Raw genomic sequence first — 19,603 nt, 5'->3', positions numbered from 1 at the left:
TGCCAACTCCCGTGGCATGCCGCCGGTATGGGCTCACGCGTGCGAGTGAATCACCCGCCCGGGTGATCGCCCCGCACACACCGCCCCGGAACCGGGTTCCGACCGCCCGCGCTGGCGATCATCCTCCTGTGACTCACCGCATTCCTGGTCTCTCGCGCCGGACCCTCACCGTGGCCGTCACCGGCCTCAGCGCCTTGACGCTGCTCTCCTCGACGTCCGTCCATGCCGCCGGGTCCGTGCCCGGTGACGAGCGAGCCGCGCCTCCCCCGCGTCCGACGACCGCGCTGGAGACGGGCGCGGCTGCCTATATGGACGCCGTCCGCGGTGACCGGCGCCTGCTGCGTGACTTCTTCCGCCGCCTGCCCAAGGGCGGGGAACTGCACAACCACCTCTCCGGCGCGGTCAGGACCGAGTACCTGATCGAGCTGGCCGCCGAGGACGGGCTGTGCGTCGACACGGCGACGATGACCGCCGTCGCCCCGCCGTGCGGCGCCGGCACCCGCCCCGCCGCCGACGCCCGCACCGACCGCGCCTTCCATGACGCGATCGTGCGCGCCTGGTCCATGCAGGACTTCCCGCCCGGCGGCAACGGCCATGACCACTTCTTCGACGCCTTCGGCAAGTTCGGTGAAGTGACCTGGCGCCACCGCGGCAAGCTCCTCGCCCAGGTCGCCAACGATGTCGCCACGCAGAACCAGTTCTATCTGGAGACGATGGTCAGCCCGGCCTCCGACGGGGCGAAGAACCTCGCCACCGAGGTCGGCTGGGACGCCGACCTGGCCAGGCTGCACGGCAAGCTGACGGCCGGCGGCAAGCTGGACGAGCTGGTCGCCGAGGCCCGCAAGGAGGCCGACGACGCCGACGCCGAGTTCCGCGCCGCCGCCCGCTGCGACAGCGGCAGCCCCCAGCCGGCCTGCCGTCTGCCCGTGCGCTGGATCTCCCAGGTCTCCCGCGGCAGTTCACCGGAGCGGGTCTTCACCCAGATGGCCCTCGGCATGCGCCTGGCCGAGCGCGACCCGCGGTTCGTCGCCGTCAATCTCGTCCAGCCCGAGGACTGGGACAGCTCCCTCGCCCACTACAGCCTCCAGATGCGCATGCTGAACCATCTGCGCGGCGTCTATCCCAAGGCCCATGTCACCCTCCACGCGGGCGAGCTGTGGCCCGGTCTGGTGAAGCCGGAGCACCTGAAGTCCCACATCAAGGAAGCCGTCGACGTCGCCCGCGCCGAGCGGATCGGCCACGGCGTCGACCTCGTCCACGAGGACGACTGGCAGCGCACCGCCCGCACGATGGCCGAGCGTGAGATCGCCGTGGAGGTCCCCTTCACCAGCAACGCGCAGATCCTCGGTGTCCGCGGCGACAGCCATCCCTTCCGGACCTACCGTGCCCACGGTGTGCCCGTCGTCCTGGCCACCGACGACCCCGGCATCAGCCGTATCGACATCAGCCACGAGTACCAGTACGCCGCAGCGACCTACGGCCTGACCTACCCGGAGCTGAAGGACCTCGCCCGCGCCTCCCTGGAGTACGCCTTCCTTCCCGGCGCCAGTCTCTGGCGGGGCAACCCCACCCGCGACGGCTACCGCACGACCGCCGCCTGCCGGTCCGCGCGCCCCGGCGCCGCGGACCCCGGCCCGGCCTGCCGCCGCCTGCTGGACACCAGCCCGAAGGCCGCCGCCCAGTGGCGCCAGGAGACCGCCTTCCGCCGCTTCGAGCAGACCGTCGCCACCGGCCTCTGACAGCCGGCCCCACGACGTCCGTGACCCGCGCCGTCGGCCGAGCGGCGGCCGGCCGGCGCCGCTCATGGCGCGGTCACGGAGTCCGCCTGTTCGAGGCGGTGGCCGCGCAGGGCGCCGGCCCGGTCGGTGCGCGCCCTTCCGGGGAGCGGTGCAGGAGGCGGTACCGGGCGTCGCTGGCCTCCAGCAGTTCGATGAGCCGGGTATAGGTGTCGGTCGTCCTCATCGGCGTGCTTCCCTTCTCCGCGTCTCCGCGTCGCTGCCGCCGCCGGACACGCGGGCTCGTACATTTCTGGCATGACTCATGTGACGGCCGCCGTCGTGCAGGCGGGCTCCCGGCTCTTCGACACCTCCGGCATGCTGGCCAAGGCCTTGGACCTGGTGGCCGACGCGGTGCGGCAGGGCGCCGAAGTGGTGGTGCTGCCGGAGGCGTTCCTGGGCGGGTATCCCAAGGGCCTGGACTTCGGGGTCACGGTGGGCAGGCGGACGGCTCCCGGGCGGGAGGAGTTCCGCCGTTACTGGGAGTCGGCCATCGACGTGCCCGGGCCGGAGACGGAGGCGCTGGCCGCGCTGACCCGGGATCTGGGCTGCCATCTGGTGGTGGGCGCGGTCGAGCGGAGCGGCCGGACACTGCACTGTGCGGCGTTGTTCTTCGGGCCCGGGGGTTTCCTGGCCAAGCACCGCAAGCTGATGCCGACCGGGGCCGAGCGTCTGGTGTGGGGCTTCGGGGACGGCTCCACGCTCCCGGTGATCGACACCGGCCGTTCGCGGTTGGGGTCGGCGATCTGCTGGGAGAACTACATGCCGCTGTTCCGCACGGCCATGTATGCCAAGGGCGTGGACATCTGGTGCGCCCCGACCGTGGACGACCGCGACAACTGGCAGGCGTCGATGCGTCATGTGGCGCTGGAGGGCCGGTGTTTCGTGCTGAGCGCCTGCCAGTACCTGCTGCGGGGTGATCTGCCGGCCGATGTGCATCCGGTGCAGGGCGAGGAACCGGACACCGTGCTGATCGGGGGCGGCAGTGTCATCGTCTCGCCGCTCGGGGACGTACTGGCCGGTCCGTTGCGGGACGCCGAGGGGACGCTGATCGCCGAGCTGGACCTCGGTGAACTCGCCCGAGCCCGCTTCGATCTGGATGTGACGGGCCATTACGCCCGGCCGGACGTGTTCACGCTCCATGTCGACGAGCGCTCCAAGGAGGGCGTGGTGCTGTGCGACCACAGCGATCAGCCCGCCTGCCCGCCCGCGGCGCAGTAGCGCAGCCGGCTCCGGAGGCGGTCGGTGCTGTCGTCCTCCAGCTGGACCTTGCCGAGGATCGTGGCGTGGCGTTGACGGTCGGGGGCGAGGGAGGCGAGGTCGGGTCCGGTGAACTCCTCCGTGCCGGGGGCCGCGGGGGCCGCTTCCACCCGCACCCGGGGGTCCTCGGCGGCCAGCCGCTCGGCCCGCTCCAGCTGCTTGGGGCGGGTCACGACGAGCTGGGCGACGGCCCGGCGTCGTGTGTCGCCGTTCGGCCGGGCCGGCTCCTGACGGTCCGCGTGGGCGGCGAAGGCCTGTTCCGCCCAGTCCAGCCCGGTGGCGCGTCCGACGAGGGCCACCAGCCCGAAACCGGAGAGCCTGAAACCCATCTCCAGGAAGTGCGGTCCCCGCGCGTTGTGGATCAGGTCGATGTGGAAGGGGCCCTCGCGATAGCCGGTGGCCTCGGCACACGCCTGCGCCACTTCCCGCAGCGTCGGCGGCGCCTGGTCCGCGTCCATGGCGATGTGGCCGCTCTCCCGGAAGCCGAGGAGGCCGCCGTCCTCCTCGGGCAGGACGACCTTCTCGCAGACACAGAGAACGTGCGCCTTGCCTTCCCAGGCGAGGCATTGCAGCGAGTACTCCGTACCCGTGACGCACTCCTCCACCAGGAGGCCGGTGAACGCCGCCCCTCCGTAGTTGGCGGCCGTGGCGGCCTCCGCCAGGGCCTGCCGGCGCTCGGTCTCGTCCCGCACCAGACGCACACCGAGGCCACCGCCCCCGTCGACGGGCTTCACGACCTGCGGGAAATCCAGTTCGCGCAGCGTCGCCGCGGTGCCCTTCCACACCCCGTCGCCGTCGTGGAGGCGGGGCGCGGTGCCGTTCAGTCGCATGTGGACGTACGGCGGCTGGGGTATCTCGGGTGCGCGACGGCTCAGTGCCGTGCGCTGCCCGGCTTTGTCCGGCGGGCGGAAGGCGGGGCCGACGTACGGCCACGGCGCCACGTGCCGCTGGGCCGCCAGACGGAACGCGGCCTCGACGTACCGCTCGAATCCGGCGAGCACCAGGGCCGGGGCGACGCCGGCGGCGTGCAGTGCGGCGGCCACCTGCTGCGGGTCCTCGGGGGCGGGCACGGCGAGTTCGGCGTCGAAGGGCCGTCGTCGGAGTTTGCGGCGCCAGGCCAGGTAGGCGGGCGTCTCCACCAGCACCGCCGGCATCTCGCGCCGCCGTGCGCAGGCGAGGTACGGGTCCAGTCCGTCGCGGGCCGCGCCGACCTGGACGAACGCGTTGTGGGTCAGGGTCATGGCACTCACCGTCCGGAGATGGTCTCGGTGACCTCCGGCCCCTCGGGGGCGTGCCGGGTCCGGATGGCGGCCTTGTGCGGGTCGCCCTGGAGGATGCTCCGCACCAGCGGGGGGTGCATGTCGCTGCCGTACAGGATCCGCAGCTGGTGCAGGCGCAGGCCGCTGAGTTCCTCCAGCTTCGCGGTGAGGGGGCTGCGCGCGTTCCGCTCCCCCGGGTCGTGGGCCGTCGAGGTGAGCAGGGCGCGGATGGCCCGTTCGTGTCCGGCGAGGTGCGCGGCCCGGCTCGTGAGGTAGCGGCCGAGATGGGCGCCGCGGGCGGTGAACGGCGCGTGGACCATACAGATGAGCTGCTCCTCGTCCAGCCCGTAGGCCTCGCGGGCGAAGGCGTTGACCCGGTCCCGCAGCGTCTCGTGCGCGTCCGTGGCGGCGTACCGTTCCGCCATCATGTCGACCAGGGCCTGCGGGAACTCCTTGCGCCGCATCAGAGCCAGGGCGAAGCCGACGTACTCCTGGAGTCCCTCGCGGTAGTCACGGCCGTACACGTGCCGGCATTTCAGGCCCCGCAGGTGTGCCATCAGTGCCGGGTTGGCGCAGTCGGACTCGGTGAAGCTGAACGCCAGGTCGTCGAAGACGAAGCCCAGGTGGCGGGTGAGGAGGTCCCAGTGGCTTCCGGCGTCGTAGTCGGTGTCCCCGTAGATGGAGAAGAAGCGCAGGGTCGGCGGTACGGAGGACTGGACCGCGTGCTCGGCCTCGGACGCCGCGGCGTCGGTGCCGTGGATGTCGCGGAAGTAGGCCTGGGCCACATCGTCCAGGGCGTCCAGCACCTCGGGGAACCCCGCTGCCCGCCGTGTCGGTTCCTTGCGCGGGACCTGGCGGGCCAGCCGGTTGATCCAGGCCGTGTACGCGCGCTGCTCGTCGGCGGAGTCACCGGTGATGATGACGTCGGCGCCCGTGCCGTGAGCGGCCGCGACCCCGAAGGCGTTGGCCATGCTCAGGTTGCACGCGTTGCAGAACGTGGGGCGGGCGTCGGCACCGGTACGGTGCCCGGTCATCAGGATGTCGAGGCGGTTGCGGGCGGTCACCGTGGGCGACGGCGGCGCGTCGACCCGGAACGGCGAAACCTCTGTTCCGTCGATGATCAGCAGCTCACAGGCCGGATCCGTGTGCATGTCCAGGGCCCGGTACGCCCGGTCGATGTTCTCCATCACCGCGCGCGGCATGCCCGCGTGCCGGTTGGTGGCGGCCCGGAGCGTGAAGGTGTGTCCGTACCGGTCGGCGAGGAGCAGTTGCATCGCCCGTACGAAGGAGAGGGTGTAGCTGCTGTCCTTGCCTCCCCCGTACGCGACCAGGACGCATCCGCTGTCTGCGGACCCCTGCTCCCGCAGGGTGCTCCGCAGGCGCTCGGCGGACCTGGTGACGGCGTCCCGGTCACTCGGGGAGAGGAAGGAGAACAGGCTGGTCAGCGCCTGTTTGCGCCGGGTGGACAGGGCGTCGGGGGAACCGCGGGAGACGGTGGCCGATGAGTTCTTCATGAGCTTCTCCATCCCTTGCCGACCTGGCCGCCGGTGTGCGGCCGGATGGTGGCCCAACGGTTCAGAAGTCTCACCAGCGGCGCCGGGCCGCGCATGTGCGCCCGGCGGGTTTGACACGGGAATCGCCGGGAGCGACCGGCCTTGCAGGTTGAAACATGAAGAGAATTAGGCCAAACGGGTGGACCGCGCGCGGTTTTTCACTGTGCGTGACAGCCCGTTCGGTGAGCGCGAGCTCTCGAGCGGAGGCACGTACCACGATGTCCGCGTATCCGCGCCGCCGGCCGGGGCGGTCCTGCCGTTCCTCGACGTCCCGGCCTGACGAGCGACGGCAGGACCGTGCTCCATATGCCGCGTTCAGTACAGTCGGCGGCCTCACCGACCTCAGGGAACGGAGACGTCATGCCCGACGGATGGCAGTGGGACAGCACGCTGTTCCAGGGAAGCGCGGCCCACTACCAGCGCGGTCGGCTGCCGTACGCTCCGGGCTTCACCGACACGCTGGCCACGGCGCTGGGCCTGGACGGCCGGGGCCGGCTCCTCGACGTGGGCTGCGGGCCGGGCATCGTGTCGCTGCCGATGGCGCGGTTCTTCACCGAGGTGGTCGGCGTCGATCCGGACCCGGACATGCTCGCCGAGGCCGGGCGACAGGCCGCACGCCTCGGGGTGACCGACATTCGGTGGGTGACCGCCCGTGCCGAGGACCTGCCGGCCGGTCTGGGCGAGTTCCGGGCCGTGGTGTTCGCCCAGTCCTTCCACTGGACGGAGCGTGACCGTGTCGCCGCCACCGTGCTCGGGATGCTGGAGCCGGGAGGGGCGTTCGTCCACCTGAGCGACTTCAAGAATCCGCCCGCCGAACCGACGCCGCTGCCGCGGCCCGCTCCCCCGTACGCGGAGATCCGGGAGCTGGTGCGCCGTTATCTCGGGCCGGTGCGCCGCGCGGGGCGGGGAAAGCTCGTCAACGGCACGCCGGACCGGGAGGACCTCGTCCTGGAACGGGCCGGTTTCGAGAACTTCGAACGGCATGTCGTGCCGGCCGGGGACGTGGTCGACCGGGCCGCGGACGACGTCGTGGCGTGGGTGTTCTCCCGTTCCGACTCCGCCCCGCACCTGTTCGGCGACCGGTTGGCGGACTTCGAGCGGGACCTGCGGGCCGTCCTGCGACAGGCGTCACCCGACGACCGCTTCGCGGAGCATCTCCCGCCCACCGAGATCATGATCTGGCGCAGGCCGCGCGGCGGGCGGTGACGGCGCCGTCGCGGCGGCTCAGGGGGCCGGGCTGAGCCGCAGGCCCAGGTGGTGACGAGCGAAGGGCCTGTGCGCCCCGTGTGTGACACGAAGCGCACAGACCCTTGTCACCCTGCGGTTTCGGACGGATCAGCCGAACAGGTTGTACGCCTGCCAGCCGGTGCCGAAGTCCTTGCGTGCGGCGAAGATCCCGCCGGACGCGGCACCGTTGCCGTTGCCCGGGTACAGCCAGAGCTTGCCGGCCGAGTCACGGGCCAGGAGGTCCGCGTGGCCGTCGCTGTTCACGTCACCGACGGTGATCAGAGCATTGAAGCTGCTGGTGGTGAACTTGCCGACGAGACGGCGGGCCGCGAACGGAGCGGAGGCCTTGCCGGTGCCCTTGTAGAGGTAGGTCGAGCCGTCGGAGCTGCGGGCGAGGATGTCGGCCTTGCCGTCGTTGGTGAAGTCACCGTGGCCGCGGACCGCGTTGTACTGGCCCCAGCCGCCGCCGACCAGGCTCGGCGCGGCGAAGCCGCCGACGCCGTTGCCCGCGTAGATGTGGAGGTAGCCGGTGGAGTTCACCGCGAGCATGTCGGGCTTGTCGTCGCCCGTGACATCACCGGGGACGAGGATCTGCTTGTGGCTGCCCCAGCCCTTGGCGACGAGCTTGAACTGCCAGTCGCCCTCGGCGCCGTTGGGCCCGGGCACGTAGTGGTCCCAGTACACGTCACCGTTGCCGATGCGGTACAGCAGGTCGTCGTAGTCGTCCACGTTCAGATCGTTCTGGACGAGCAGGTTGACGTTGCCGAAGTTGCCGAGGTCGTGGGTGCGGGTCAGACCCGTGACCTTGGAGTGCCAGCTGAACAGGGTGGCGTCCGACTTACGGCGCGCCAGCAGGTCGGCGGTGTGGTCGGCGTTCCAGTTGGCGTCGTTGACCCGGGCGCGGAGCGGAGCGGCGTACGTGCTCACCTTCGCGTACACGCCGTACTTGCCCGGCGCCGAGCAGTCGATGTCGCCCCAGGAGACGATGCCGACGAGCTTGCCGCCGGCCACCAGCGGGCCGCCGGAGTCACCGTTGCAGGTGGTCTCGGAGGTGGCGTCGTCACCGGTCGGAGGGGCACCGGCGCAGATCATGTGGCCGACGATGTAGTCCGAGCCGTACGCGGCCTGGCACGCGGCATTGGAGTTGATGTCGGCGTCCGCGACCTTGAGGGTCTGCGAGCCGCTGTTGGGGACGGTGGAGCTGGTGCGGCCCCAGCCGTACACCTTGGCGTCCGTGCCCGGGGTGTAGAGCGCCGTGTCGGTGTTCTGCATGATCGGCAGCGGCTTGGCCTTGACCGGAGCGGTCAGGGTGAGCACGGCCACGTCGTTGTCGATCGTGACGGGGCTGTACTGCGGGTGGTTCCACTGACGGTACGCACCGCGCAGCTCGCCGCCGTGGAAGTCCCAGCTGCCGTCGGGGTTCTCGGTGGGGAGCTGGTCCGTTCCGGTGATGACCGTGCCGGTCTCGTACCACTTGATGCCCTTGACGCAGTGCGCGGCGGTGGCGACCTTCGACGGAGCGACGACGACGCCGCCGCAGAAGTAGCCGTTGCCCTCCGCGTCCTCGAAGTGGAGCTGGGCCATCCATGGCGCCGCGGAGATGGTGGTCTCCTTGCCGCCGATGATGCGCGTGGCCGGCGCGGTGGTCCGGGCCGACAGCGGCGAGGTGACGAGCTTCTCCTTGCTGGCCACGTCGGCCTTCATCGCCGCGACCGCACGGGAGCGCAGTTCCTTCTGGGAGAGCGGAGCGGCCTTCTGCTGGGAGGCGGTGATCTCCGGACGCTCGCCGGCTTCCGCGGCGTGCGAGCCGGACATCGTCAGCGCCGTGCCGCCCAGGGCGAGCACGACGGCGGCGGCCGGTGCGGCAAGTGTCATGCGGCGCTTGTGCCGACCACCACGGGTGCGTATCTGCACGCGGTAACCCCTCGGGTTGTACCGGCGGAACGCAACCGCCCCACCGGTGAGAACTGGGCCATCGGTGGGGCGCGAAGAACATACGGGCAGGCCTGAGCTGAGACCCCCCGGCCTCTCATGGCACTGCGGTGGAACCCCCCCACCTCGATTCGGTGATGATACGCGCGTCAACTGACGGTTCGCCAGTGGCCGGTGGGATCACGGGCACAAACGAGCCCGCCCTGTCATCTCCCGTACGTGGGGCGGCAGCAGCCCGTTGCCGCCGAGGAGGGACCGAGCACGGCACTGCGCAAGCGCGGGGACAACGGCAACGGCGGACCGTCGACCGCATGAGCGACGGGACCTCTTCCGATGGCGGGTGCGCATGGAGCGCATCGGCAACATCCTCCCCCGGTACCGGGAAGCCCTGGAGGCCGTGGCCCGCGAGGAACCTGAAAATGCGTCACGGTCCTCGAATTCCGGGTGTTCGTGTATGTACACATCCGGCGCCCACAGTTAATTCCTTGATCTGCCGTTGAGGCGCCGCCGCCGGCTGCGTTGGATGGATTCCCGCCCGCCCGGTGAATTCGCACGGCCGGGCGGATTCCTCATTCGCGTGAACCCCCGGAGGTATCTAGATGAGCAGGATCGTCCGAGCGATCGGGGCCGCGGTGGCCGGGCTCGCGCTGGTCGGCGCCGTACAGGGCCCCGCGCAGGCGGCGGGGACGACGGCCGAGGCCGTGCCCAGTTGCGTGGAGGGCAGGGAGTACTTCATGATCACGGTCTTCCTCGAGATCACCAACAAATGCACGACGACCCAGCAGGTGAAGGTCGAGTACAACCGGCAGGGCCAGCACTACATCGCCGACAAGTGTTACACCCTGGAGCCGGGCCAGAAGGTCACCGCCACCATGCCGTGGTGGGCCGGGGAGCGTTTCGTGCAGTTCCACCCCTGCTGAACCCGCGTCCGGTACGCGCCGTGGCCCGGACCCAGACCTACTGGTTCCGGGCCAGCTCTGTTCCGGTGTCCGGCATGCCTTCACCCGCCGGAAGCGAGAAGCCGATTCTCCCGGCGGCCGGACAAATCCCCGATCCGTGAAATATGGAAAGACCGCCGCCCCACAGGCCGGAAATCCTTCCCAGGACTCCGTGAAGGCTCCGGGGAATTCGCTGGCGACCGCGCGGGGCGCTTCGGTAGCTTCGCCGGCCATGAGCCCTACTCTGCGCACCGAGCGCCTGCTGCTGGAGCCGTACGTCCCCGAGGACGAGGAGGCCTTCGTCGCCCTGTTCCAGGACCGGAGGGTGTCGCGGTGGATGGGGGACGGCCCCGCTGCCGAAGCAGAGGACCGTGCCCTGTTCGGGCGGATCTTCACGAAGGTCTACGCGCGGAACCTGTTCGACGTGTGGGCCGTTCGCCGGGACGGTCTGCTGGTGGGACACGCTGAGATCAAGCCGACCGACGAGGTCCGGGGCCACGAGATCGTCTACGCGCTGGCCCCGACTGTGTGGGGCGAGGGTCTGGGGACAGAACTGGCCGGGGCGATCGCCGCCTACGGCTTCGGCAGCCTCGGCCTCACCGAGGTGCACGCCACCGTGGCGGCGAAGAACGGCGCCTCGCTGGCCGTGCTGCACCGGATCGGCTTCGAGCACGTCAGGGACGTGACCGAGGAGGACGGCAGCACCACGCGGGTGCTGACGCGCCGTCGGGACGGGCCGCCCAGCCGACCGGAATGAACGGCCGGACACCTCGCGGGCCGCCGTCGGACACCGGTGGGGCCCGCGCCCCAGCCGAAGCGGGCGCGATCTCGGTGCTCAACACCCACATGTGTTCCATCCATTGACCCCGTGGCGCTGTGTTGCCAGACTCACCCGCCCCACAGGATGAATCGATTCAGTCGAATCGGATCGACGAGAGGACAGACCCTCATGGGACGCAGAGCCGCACTCCTCGCCGCCACCGGGGCCATCGCTCTCCTCGCCGCCACCGGCCCGCTGTCCGCGCCCGCCACCGCCGCCCCCTCCCTCGCCGCGTGCGGTGACGGTTCCTTCCACGCCGAGGCGGTGCTCAACGGTGGCACCTGGACCGCCCGGCGCGGCGGCAGCACCGTCTACACGGGCACCGACCTGCGCGCCGCCGTGCAGGCGGCGGTGAACAGCCTGACCGCCAACCGCACGGTCAAGGAGCGGGTCGTCGTGCGTGGTTCGGGCAGCATGTCCGCCGGTTCCCGCATCTCCCTGCCCAGCTACACCACGCTGGCCGTCTGCGGCACCATCAACGTCACCGGCTCGGGCACCGGCGACCAGGCCCCGGTCTACTCCCGGGGCACCCGGGACGTGGAGGTCCAACACCTCAACCTCACGGGCAGCCCGCTGTACGGCGTCTTCCTTCGCAACGTGCAGAACGTCGTCCTCGGGCAGATCGACATGCGGCTCTCCTCCGGCCTGGGCGTGCGCATCGACAACCGGGGCGACACCAGCCAGTGGACGCGGAACGTCCGCATCGACAACGTCTACGTCTCCGGCGCGAGGAGCCACGCGGTGGAGACGTACGGCGTGGACGGCCTGACCATCGGCACGGTGACCGCCCGCAACGTCGGCGAGTCCGGGCTGCTGCTGAACCAGACCGTCAACGCCACGGTCGGCAAGGTCGACGCGGAGAACGCGGGCACCGGCACGGGCTACGCGGCCTTCCGCATGGCCAACCGCAACGGCCGGATCGGCAGCGGCTATCCGACGAACATCCGCGTCGGGGAGGTCGTCGCCCGTGGCGGCGGGCGCGGGGTCTTCTGCGTCTCGGAGAGCGGAGGCGCGGTCATCGACCGGGTGACCCTCTCCAACACCGGCAACAACGCGGTCCTGATCGAGAACTGCTACAACGTGAATCTGGCGGCCCAGAGCGGCAGCGTCACCGGGGGCGGCGAGATCCGGCTCGCGGCCCGCTCGGAGTTCCCCAACAACTCCGACATCACCGTCCAGAACCTCACGGTGACCAACTCGTCGATACGTGAGAGCCCGTGCGGCACCAACACGACGTTCCGCAACATCAGGCTGGTGAACAGCACGCAGTCGATCTGCTGACTGGGCATCCCGGCAGCGCCCCGCAGGGTGCCCGGGTAGAAGGCGAGCCGTCCACGCTGCCCGTCGAGGTGCGTGTGGGGGCGTCACCACCCCCGCGCGATGCGCAGGTTGTTGGCGATGTCCTCCCGGACGGGGTGCCCGGCGGGGAGACCGAGACTCGCCTCGTACGCCTTCTGGAGCACGGCCACCCCTCTTGCGGTGGCGCCGGCCGTGTACAGGGTGGCGCCCAGCGCCTTCGCCGTGGCGAGAGTGGCCAGATCCCCCGGGCCGAGGGTGCGGCTCCGGCGGCCCAGGGTGTCCTCCAGGACCGCGATCGCCTCGCGGGCGCGGCCCTGGACGGCCAGCGCGGCGCCGTAGTTGTGCGCGTAGCCCAGGGTGTCCCGGTGGTCCGCGCCGAGGACGCGCGTGGCGCGTTCCATCGCCTCACGGTGCTCCGCGGCGGACTCGCGCAGCCTGCGCTGCTCGTAGAGGGCCGAGCCGAGCAGGTTGCGCAGCCCGATCGAGTCCACGTGGTACCTGCCGAACGCGGCCTCGTAGTCCGGTAACAGCTGACGGATCAGTTTCTCGGCCTGTTCGTGGGCACCCTCGTCGAACAGGGAACGTGCCATGGCGAACTGTCTGTTCAGGCCTCCGTGATCCGCGCGCCGTCTGCTCCTCCACATCGCGACCACCTCCAGCTCCGCGACCGGTGCTCCGGGTTGGGGCACTTACCCGCAAGTCGTCGCGGGGCAACCCGTGGCCCGGCGTCGGGCCGGAACTGTCCGACAGCGGGCTGCCCCGGCCCCGGTGTCGGTGGCACGATTGGGACACATGGGCAGCACGGGGGAAGGAAGCCGATGATCGACTCGATGGCGGCGCTGGCCGCGGCCGCCTCCACGGCCCTGGTCGCGGCGATGGCGACGGACACCTGGCAGGCCGCGCGCGACGGAATGCTGCGGGTGATGGGACGCGGCCGGGAGGACGAACCGGCGCAGCTGGCCGCGCGGTTGGACGAGGAGGCCGCGCTGGTGCGTGCCGCGGACGACTCCGACGCGGCACGGCGGAGTCTGCTGCCGGCCTGGCGGCTGCGCCTGGAGCAGTTCCTGCTCGCTCATCCGGAAGCCGTCGACGAAATGGACGAGTTGACGCGGCGACTGACCACCGCGCTGCCCCGGGCGCAGCAGAACTGGGTCCAGCACGTCGACGCGCGCGACCACGGCCAGGCCTTCGGGGTCCAGGGCGGCAATGTGATCATCCATCAGGAACCGCCGGCCGATCGCCCCGACCCCCGGCCGTGAGCACCCAGCACGTCACGGCGACCGGTGGGTTCGCCTACGGCGCCGTCGGCGCGGACATCCATGTCTTCGGGGACGGCACCCCGCTCTATCTCCTGCGGACCTGGCGTGCCCCGAAGGAGCCCGACCCGGCGTGGTTCAGTGAGCAGCCCAGCCGGATGCTCAACGCCCGTTTCGCCGTGGTGCCGTTCACCGGCCGGGAGGGCGAGCTGGCCTCCCTGCGCGCCTGGTGCGCCGAGGGGCCGCCGCGTGCGGCACGCTGGTTGCACGGCCCGGGCGGCCAGGGCAAGACGCGGCTCGCCCACCAACTGGCCCACGAGATGGGGTCGCTGGGCTGGAAAGTGGTCACCGCCGTGGAGGGGCCAGGCAGCGTCCTGCCCCCGCCGGGCAGTCAGGACCTGCGCCTGACGGACACGGCCGGGCTGCTGCTCCTGGTCGACTATGCCGACCGCTGGGCCCTGACCAGTCTGACCTGGCTGTTCAGCAACGCCCTGCTGCACCGGCCCGGAGTGCCGACCCGCGTCCTCCTCGTGGCGCGCGACACGACCCCCTGGCCGGCGCTGCGGGCCGCCCTGAGCAACGAGCAGGTGGCCACGTCCACGCAGGAACTGCCGCCGCTCGCCCCGGAGCACGGCGCCGAGGGCCCGGAGCACGGCCACGTGGACGGCCGGGGTTACGGCGTCACCGACGGCCCGGGGCGCGGCGTCACCGACGGCCGGCTGGAGATGTTCCGGGCGGCCCTGCACGGCTTCGCCGCCCGGTACGGGCTCGACCCGCCCCGGGACCGGCCGGAGCTGACGCATCCCGACTTCGGCCTCACGCTCGCCGTGCACATGGCCGCACTGGTCGCGGTGGACGCCCGGGCCACCGGCCGTCGGGCGCCGAAGGACCTGGCGGGCCTGACCGTCTACCTGCTGGACCGTGAGCAGCTGGCCTGGACGTTGCTGCACGACAAGCGGGGTCAGGGGCGTATCACCACACCGCCCCCGGTGATGAACCGGACCGTCTTCGCCGCCTCGCTGGGCGGTGCCCAGCCCCCTGAGCGGGGCGCCCTGCTCGTGGACGACCTGCGGTTGGACCACCCGACCGCCGAGGTCCTCGCCGATCACGCCGTCTGCTATCCGCCGCCCGCCGCCGCGGGCGACACCGTTCTCGAACCTCTCTACCCCGACCGCCTCGCCGAGGACTTCGTCGCCCTCACGCTGCCCGGGCACCCCGCCGACTACCCGTCCCAGCCGTGGGCGGCGGACACCGCGGCGACCGTGCTGCGGCACGGCACCGGACCCGCCCGGCCCGTCACGGCGCTGGCCGCCGCGGCGGGGCGGTGGCCGCACGTGGGGCCCTCCTGTCTGTACCCTCGGCTGTCCGCCGACCCCGGCCTCGCCGTCGCGGCCAAAGGCGCCGCCCTCACCGCCCTGGCCGGGCTGCCCGACATCGCGCCCGGCCTGCTCGAGGCCATCGCCGCCCGGCTTCCCGAACCCGTCCCCGCGGACCTCGCCGTCGGACGGGCGTCCGTCCTGGTCCGCCTGCTCGAACACCGGCTCGCCGCCACCGACGACCCGTTCCTCCACGCCAAGCTCTACGTCAATCACGGCAACTACCTGAAGGACCTCGGCCGCACGGAGGAGGCGCTGGAGGCCGCGCAGCGCGCAGCGGAGCTGTTCGGCGAACTCGCCGCGAGCGACCCGCAGCAGTACGAGGAACACCTCGGCCGTGCCCTGACGAACGTGGCGAGTTCCCTCAACGCCCTCGGACGGAACGCAGAGGCCCTGGACGCCCAGGAAAGGGTCTTGGAGCTGTTCGAACGCCTCGCCGCCACGGACGGTACGGAGTACGAGCCGCATCTCGCCACCGCGCTCGCCAACGTCGCCATCTACCGGGAGCGGGCCGGCCAGTGGGAGGAGGCGTACCGGGCCAACCACCGGGCGACGGAGATCTACCGCGCTCTCGCCGAGCACGATCCCCAGTACCGTCGGGGCCTGGCGATCGCCCTCACCAACGCGGCCGCCCTGACCTTCACACCACCGCAGGGGACCGACGCCCCGCGCAAGGCCGTCGAGCTGAGCCGGCGGCTGACGGCCGACGGTCTGCTGGTCGAGGAGACGGCGCTCTCCGAGGCGCTCGTCGCGCTGTACCGGTCGCTGTCCGCCGATGGCCGCTTCACGGAGGCCGTCGACGCGGCGCGGGAGGCGGTCGCGATCACACGGCGGCTGACGGAGGCCCACCCCCACCGCTACGCCGAGGCCCACGGCCGTGCCCTGGGCTCGCTGCGTGACGGACTCCTCGACGCGGGCCGTCCCGAGGAGGCGGTGGCGGTGGGCGGCGAGGCCGTCGCCGTATGGCGGCGTCTGGCCGACGAGTCGCCCGACACGTACGGGGGTCAGCTGACGGGCACGCTGCGCGAGCTGAACCGGGCCCGCCGGGCGGCCGGTCTGCCGGACGATCCGGAGGAAAACGCCCGTTCACGGCCGGTGAACCTCGACGACTACGTCCACCACTGGCCCGCCGTCACCCTCACCGTGCACGGCTGGTGGCCGCTGTCGCCTCCCCGGCGGCCCCTGCCGCCGCGGGAACTCGAGGACCAGGCGCACCGCCTCCTCCGCACCGGCCACTGGCCCGAGTTCTGGGAGCTGCTGTGCGAGGCGCCCCTGGCCGACGCGGTGCGGCTGGTGCGGCGCATCCCCCGGCGGCGCTGGTCCCCCTCGACTCCCGCGGACCGCTCCCTGCTGGACTGGCTGCGCGCCACGCCCGTCCGCCGGACCGCCGCCCTGATCGCCGACGCCGCGCGGGCCGCCACGACGGAGCTGCCCGAGGACTTCCACCTGTGGTCGGCCCGGTACTGCTCCTTCTCCCGTGAGCCCGGCAGCGCCGTCCTGGCGGTGGCCACGGTCGAGCCCGGCCCGGACCCGCGCGGGAGCGAGGGAGCCGAGGAGGTCATCGAGACCCTCGACATCGACACGGGCCGTCGGACCGTGCTGTCCCGTGGCTCCGTCGACCACTGGTCCTTCGCCTGCCTCGGACCAGCCGAGGTGGTGGCCGTGCGGTCGCCGAAGGGGCGGGAGAACAGCATGGAGCTCGTCCGTCACGGGCCCGACGGCACGACGGTGCTGGCCCGTGGGAAACGCCTGTCAGGGACGAACGTCGTGGCCACGGCCGAGGGGTTCGTGGCCGGGCTGGCCCTCGCACCGAGGGCGCTCGTGCAGGACGGCGGCGGGCACCTGCGGAACGTGGACCTGCGTGACTGGGGGCTGGCATCCGCCGTCCGGACCGCCGTCGCACCCGACGGCGACGGGCTGGTCCTGTGCGACGGCCAACGGCTCATCGCCACGGACGCGGAACTCTCCGAGGTGCTGGCCGCCGCCGCGGTGCCCCGCGACCACACGGGTGTGCGGGACCTCGTCTTCGCCGACGAGGATCTGCTGCTGACCGCCGGGCGGCGCGGCGGTGTGATGCTCTGGGAGCTGGACGGCACCGACCTGGAGCCGGTCGCGCGGCTCGACACACCACCGTTGTCGGAGCTCGCCGCCGTGCCGGCCTGGGGGATCGTCTGCGGCATCGCGCACAGCGAGGACCGTGTGCGCTTCTTCGACACGACCGACGGCCTGAGAGCGTGCGCCGCCCCCGATGTCGTCGCCGGCCGCGGCACCCTGCCGAAGACGGTGGTCGCGCCGCCCGGAGGGCGGTTCGTCGCCTGGTCCGGCCATCGCGATGTCACGGCCTGGGGACGGCGGCGGTCCACGGACCGGGTCACCGAGGTGCACGACCTGCACCACCCCGCCTCGATCCTGCGGCGTCCGCTCGTCCCGCTCGGCGACGCGGAGGTGTCCGCCCTGGCCTCGGCCCACAGCGACGATCCGCGACTGCGCGAACTGTTCCGGCTGGCCCACACCCTCGCCGTGCGGTGACCGGCCCCGCTACCGGACGCGCCAGTGGTAGCGGCGTTCCGGGCGGCCCGCCTGGCCGTAGCGCAGCGACACCTCCGCCTGGCCGGTGACCGTGAGGTGTTCGAGGTAGCGGCGCGCGCTGACGCGGGAGATGCCGACCCGCGTCGCGCACTCGGCCGCGGACAGCGAGCCGTCGGCCGCGCGCAGGGTGCGCTCGACCAGTTCCGAGGTCTCCACGCTCATGCCCTTCGGCAGGGTGGGCGCCACCGTCGGTGCCGCGACCCGGCCCAGTGCCCGGTCCACGTCGGCCTGTCCGCTGACCGTGCCGGCGCTCAGGCCGCTGCGGCGGGAGCTGTAGCGTTCCAGCCGGTCCTTGAGGTCGTCGGCGTCGAACGGTTTCAGCAGGTAGTCGACGACGCCCTGACGGACGGCGCCCCGGACCGCCTCCGCCTCACGGGCGGCGCTGATCACCATCACGTCGCAGTCGTGGCCGGCGTCGCGCAGCCGGGGGACGACGTCCAGACCGAACATGTCGGGCAGGTACAGGTCGAGCAGGACCAGATCGGGCTGGAGTTCCGCGACGGCGGTGAGCGCCCGCTCCCCGCAGTCCGCCGTCCCGACCACCCGGAAACCCTCGACACTGTCGACGAATCCACGGTGGATCCGCGCCACCATGAAGTCGTCCTCGACCACAAGTACGTCGATCATCCGACTTCCTCCGTCTCCCGACCGATGAGCTGACCTACGGACATCCAGGCGGTGAACATGGCCCCCTCCGGCGTGTTGGACACCGACACCTCGCCGCCCCTGCGGGTGCAGACCAGCCGGGTGAGCGCCAGGCCGATGCCCCGGTCCCCGCCCTGCGCGGCCTTCGTGGTGAAGCCGTGGGCGAACACTTCCTGCGCGAGTTCCGGAGCCACGCCCGGCCCGGAGTCGCGGACCACGATCTCCACGCTGGAGGCGTCCTGGCGCAGCTCGACCTCCACCCAGGCGTCGCCCTCGCGATCGGGGGCCGCGGCCGCGTCGAGGGCGTTGTCGACGAGGTTGCCGAGCACCGTCGCCACGTCCGCGGAGTCCGTCGGCTCCAGCCGGTCGAGGGCGGTGCGTTCGGAGATGCGCAGCCGGACCTTGCGTTCCGCCGCGAGTGCCGACTTCGCCATCAGCAGCGCTGCGACGGCCCGGTCGCGGACCCGGCTGGTGAGGGTCAGGTCGAGCGACTCGCGGTGCCGGCGCAGGGCGCGGACGTACCGTACGACCTCGTCGTGCTCGCCGATCTGGATGAGCCCGGAGATGGTGTGCAGCTGGTTGGAGAACTCGTGGGCCTGGGCGCGCAGCAGTTCGGTGCTGCTGCGGAACGAGCCCAGCTCCCGTTCCAGCTGGGCGAGCTCGGTGCGGTCCCGCAGGGTGGTGACCGAGCCGAGCCGACGGCCGTCCTTGGTGACGTCCATCCGGTTCATCACCAGCACCCGGCCCCGGCGCACCACGACCTCGTCGCGCCGCTCGGTGCCGTGTTCGCCGCCGGTCCCGGCCAGCACGTCGTACAGCCTGCCCTGGATGCCGAGGTCGGCCAGGCTCATGCCGACGCAGGTCTCGGGCAGGTCGAGCAGCTTGCGGCCGACCTCGTTGACCAGGGTGAGCCTCAGCTGGGGGTCGAGCGCGATCACACCCTCGGCGATGCCGAACAGCATGGCCTCGCGGTGTTCGGCGAGGCCGGCGATCTCGCGTGGTTCGAGGCCGAAGGTCTGGCGTTTGATCCGCCGGGCCAGCAGCCAGGAGCCGGCCACCCCGAGGACGCTGGCGATGCCGAGGTAGGCGAGCAGATACGACGAGGCGCCGTTCAGCCGCTGCCAGACCGTCGGTGAGACACGGCCGATCATGACCGTGCCGAGGTGCTTCCCGATGTGGTCCGGGTCGTCGCCGAGCACCGGGACCTGCGCGACCAGCTCACGGACCCCGCCCACCGCCAGCTCCCCCGACCAGCCGCGCGCCTTCGCCACGCTGGGGCCCGAGACCGGCAGCCGGGTCCCGACGAGGGTGGGATTGGTGGCGGCGACGATCTCACCGGACGCGTCCGCGACGGTGACGGAGGTGACGTTCGTCTGGGTGAGCCGGGTCTGCAACAGCGGCGCGAGGGTCTCGGCGGGGACGGGGCGGACCAGCTGGCTGCGCAACAGGGGATTTCCGGCCAGTTCCTCGGCTAGGGCGGTGACCCGCCGGCCCTCGACCCGGTCGAACGTCGCCTTGGACTGTGCCAGCGACACCGCGGCGACCGCGAACAGCACGATCACCACGATGGCGAGCTGCAATACCAGCAGCTCACCGGCGAGGGTATGGCGACGTGACGCAACGACCACTATGAACTCAACCTTCAATGGTCACACAAGGCAGACGGGCTGTCCG

At 71.8% G+C, this 19,603-nt stretch carries 15 protein-coding genes; 8 read left to right on the top strand and 7 right to left on the bottom strand.

Annotated features, from left to right (window positions below):
• Window positions 1–128 precede the first annotated feature (128 nt).
• On the top strand, window positions 129–1,739 hold the full coding sequence (locus tag ALMP_RS22465) for an adenosine deaminase (RefSeq protein ID WP_264931070.1): 1,611 nt from the start codon (window positions 129–131) through the stop codon (window positions 1,737–1,739).
• A 73-nt stretch (window positions 1,740–1,812) separates the two neighbouring features.
• On the opposite strand, the gene ALMP_RS22460 is transcribed toward ALMP_RS22465, so the two are convergent.
• Window positions 1,813–1,962 (bottom strand): hypothetical protein, encoded by a 150-nt coding sequence (locus ALMP_RS22460; protein ID WP_264931068.1) that lies wholly within the window; start codon window positions 1,960–1,962, stop codon window positions 1,813–1,815.
• 71 nt (window positions 1,963–2,033) lie between these two features.
• Here ALMP_RS22460 and ALMP_RS22455 point away from each other — a divergent pair, with 71 nt between their 5' ends.
• Window positions 2,034–2,996 (top strand): nitrilase-related carbon-nitrogen hydrolase, encoded by a 963-nt coding sequence (locus ALMP_RS22455; protein WP_264931066.1) that lies wholly within the window; start codon window positions 2,034–2,036, stop codon window positions 2,994–2,996.
• On the opposite strand, the gene ALMP_RS22450 is transcribed toward ALMP_RS22455, so the two are convergent.
• Together ALMP_RS22450 and ALMP_RS22445 are read right to left on the bottom strand one after the other, a co-directional pair.
• Entirely contained in the window at window positions 2,966–4,276 is a 1,311-nt protein-coding gene (locus ALMP_RS22450) for an acetyl-CoA carboxylase biotin carboxylase subunit family protein (protein WP_264931065.1), read from the bottom strand. The genes ALMP_RS22455 and ALMP_RS22450 overlap by 31 nt on opposite strands.
• Window positions 4,277–4,281: 5 nt before the next feature.
• The gene (locus ALMP_RS22445) at window positions 4,282–5,808 is read right to left on the bottom strand and encodes a PqqD family protein (RefSeq protein WP_264931063.1); all 1,527 of its coding nucleotides are present in this window, start codon (window positions 5,806–5,808) and stop codon (window positions 4,282–4,284) included.
• Between the two features lie 399 nt (window positions 5,809–6,207).
• Between ALMP_RS22445 and ALMP_RS22440 the strand changes: the two genes are divergently transcribed.
• Window positions 6,208–7,053 (top strand): class I SAM-dependent methyltransferase, encoded by an 846-nt coding sequence (locus ALMP_RS22440; RefSeq protein WP_264931060.1) that lies wholly within the window; start codon window positions 6,208–6,210, stop codon window positions 7,051–7,053.
• Window positions 7,054–7,182: 129 nt separating this feature from the next.
• On the opposite strand, the gene ALMP_RS22435 is transcribed toward ALMP_RS22440, so the two are convergent.
• Window positions 7,183–8,949 carry a trypsin-like serine protease gene (locus tag ALMP_RS22435; RefSeq protein WP_264931058.1) on the bottom strand — a complete coding sequence of 589 codons (1,767 nt, stop codon included), beginning with the start codon at window positions 8,947–8,949 and terminating at the stop codon, window positions 7,183–7,185.
• Between the two features lie 656 nt (window positions 8,950–9,605).
• Between ALMP_RS22435 and ALMP_RS22430 the strand changes: the two genes are divergently transcribed.
• The 3 genes from ALMP_RS22430 (at window position 9,606) to ALMP_RS22420 (ending at window position 12,045) form a co-directional block, all read left to right on the top strand.
• Window positions 9,606–9,926 (top strand): hypothetical protein, encoded by a 321-nt coding sequence (locus tag ALMP_RS22430; RefSeq protein WP_264931057.1) that lies wholly within the window; start codon window positions 9,606–9,608, stop codon window positions 9,924–9,926.
• Between the two features lie 250 nt (window positions 9,927–10,176).
• Entirely contained in the window at window positions 10,177–10,701 is a 525-nt protein-coding gene (locus tag ALMP_RS22425) for a GNAT family N-acetyltransferase (RefSeq protein WP_264931055.1), read from the top strand.
• Between the two features lie 192 nt (window positions 10,702–10,893).
• Entirely contained in the window at window positions 10,894–12,045 is a 1,152-nt protein-coding gene (locus ALMP_RS22420; protein ID WP_264931053.1) for a hypothetical protein, read from the top strand.
• An 83-nt stretch (window positions 12,046–12,128) separates the two neighbouring features.
• On the opposite strand, the gene ALMP_RS22415 is transcribed toward ALMP_RS22420, so the two are convergent.
• Window positions 12,129–12,653, bottom strand: coding sequence for a tetratricopeptide repeat protein (locus ALMP_RS22415; RefSeq protein ID WP_264931051.1), 525 nt, complete (start codon window positions 12,651–12,653; stop codon window positions 12,129–12,131).
• A gap of 228 nt (window positions 12,654–12,881) precedes the next feature.
• Here ALMP_RS22415 and ALMP_RS22410 point away from each other — a divergent pair, with 228 nt between their 5' ends.
• Together ALMP_RS22410 and ALMP_RS22405 are read left to right on the top strand one after the other, a co-directional pair.
• On the top strand, window positions 12,882–13,322 hold the full coding sequence (locus ALMP_RS22410) for a hypothetical protein (RefSeq protein ID WP_264931050.1): 441 nt from the start codon (window positions 12,882–12,884) through the stop codon (window positions 13,320–13,322).
• Window positions 13,319–17,224 carry a tetratricopeptide repeat protein gene (locus tag ALMP_RS22405; RefSeq protein ID WP_264931049.1) on the top strand — a complete coding sequence of 1,302 codons (3,906 nt, stop codon included), beginning with the start codon at window positions 13,319–13,321 and terminating at the stop codon, window positions 17,222–17,224. The genes ALMP_RS22410 and ALMP_RS22405 overlap by 4 nt, the downstream gene beginning before the upstream one ends.
• Before the next feature lie 9 nt (window positions 17,225–17,233).
• Here ALMP_RS22405 and ALMP_RS22400 read toward each other — a convergent pair whose 3' ends face one another.
• Window positions 17,234–17,911, bottom strand: a complete 678-nt coding sequence (locus ALMP_RS22400; protein WP_264931047.1) for a response regulator — start codon at window positions 17,909–17,911, stop codon at window positions 17,234–17,236.
• The gene (locus ALMP_RS22395) at window positions 17,908–19,557 is read right to left on the bottom strand and encodes an ATP-binding protein (protein WP_264931045.1); all 1,650 of its coding nucleotides are present in this window, start codon (window positions 19,555–19,557) and stop codon (window positions 17,908–17,910) included. The genes ALMP_RS22400 and ALMP_RS22395 overlap by 4 nt, the downstream gene beginning before the upstream one ends.
• Window positions 19,558–19,603 lie beyond the last annotated feature (46 nt).

The sequence above is a fragment of the Streptomyces sp. A012304 genome, assembly GCF_026008495.1.
In the GTDB taxonomy this organism is placed as follows: domain Bacteria; phylum Actinomycetota; class Actinomycetes; order Streptomycetales; family Streptomycetaceae; genus Streptomyces.
The sequence above is the reverse complement of the archived record's forward strand: the minus strand, read 5'-3'. Positions and strand labels throughout refer to the sequence as shown.

Excerpts from the sequence above, each read along its gene's own strand:
- ALMP_RS22460 (WP_264931068.1), bottom strand. The coding sequence starts at position 1,962 with ATGAGGACGACCGACACCTATACCCGGCTCATCGAACTGCTGGAGGCC.
- ALMP_RS22455 (WP_264931066.1), top strand. The coding sequence starts at position 2,034 with ATGACTCATGTGACGGCCGCCGTCGTGCAGGCGGGCTCCCGGCTCTTC.
- ALMP_RS22450 (WP_264931065.1), bottom strand. The coding sequence starts at position 4,276 with ATGACCCTGACCCACAACGCGTTCGTCCAGGTCGGCGCGGCCCGCGAC.
- ALMP_RS22445 (WP_264931063.1), bottom strand. The coding sequence starts at position 5,808 with ATGAAGAACTCATCGGCCACCGTCTCCCGCGGTTCCCCCGACGCCCTG.
- ALMP_RS22440 (WP_264931060.1), top strand. The coding sequence starts at position 6,208 with ATGCCCGACGGATGGCAGTGGGACAGCACGCTGTTCCAGGGAAGCGCG.
- ALMP_RS22435 (WP_264931058.1), bottom strand. The coding sequence starts at position 8,949 with ATGACACTTGCCGCACCGGCCGCCGCCGTCGTGCTCGCCCTGGGCGGC.
- ALMP_RS22430 (WP_264931057.1), top strand. The coding sequence starts at position 9,606 with ATGAGCAGGATCGTCCGAGCGATCGGGGCCGCGGTGGCCGGGCTCGCG.
- ALMP_RS22425 (WP_264931055.1), top strand. The coding sequence starts at position 10,177 with ATGAGCCCTACTCTGCGCACCGAGCGCCTGCTGCTGGAGCCGTACGTC.
- ALMP_RS22420 (WP_264931053.1), top strand. The coding sequence starts at position 10,894 with ATGGGACGCAGAGCCGCACTCCTCGCCGCCACCGGGGCCATCGCTCTC.
- ALMP_RS22415 (WP_264931051.1), bottom strand. The coding sequence starts at position 12,653 with ATGGCACGTTCCCTGTTCGACGAGGGTGCCCACGAACAGGCCGAGAAA.
- ALMP_RS22410 (WP_264931050.1), top strand. The coding sequence starts at position 12,882 with ATGATCGACTCGATGGCGGCGCTGGCCGCGGCCGCCTCCACGGCCCTG.
- ALMP_RS22400 (WP_264931047.1), bottom strand. The coding sequence starts at position 17,911 with ATGATCGACGTACTTGTGGTCGAGGACGACTTCATGGTGGCGCGGATC.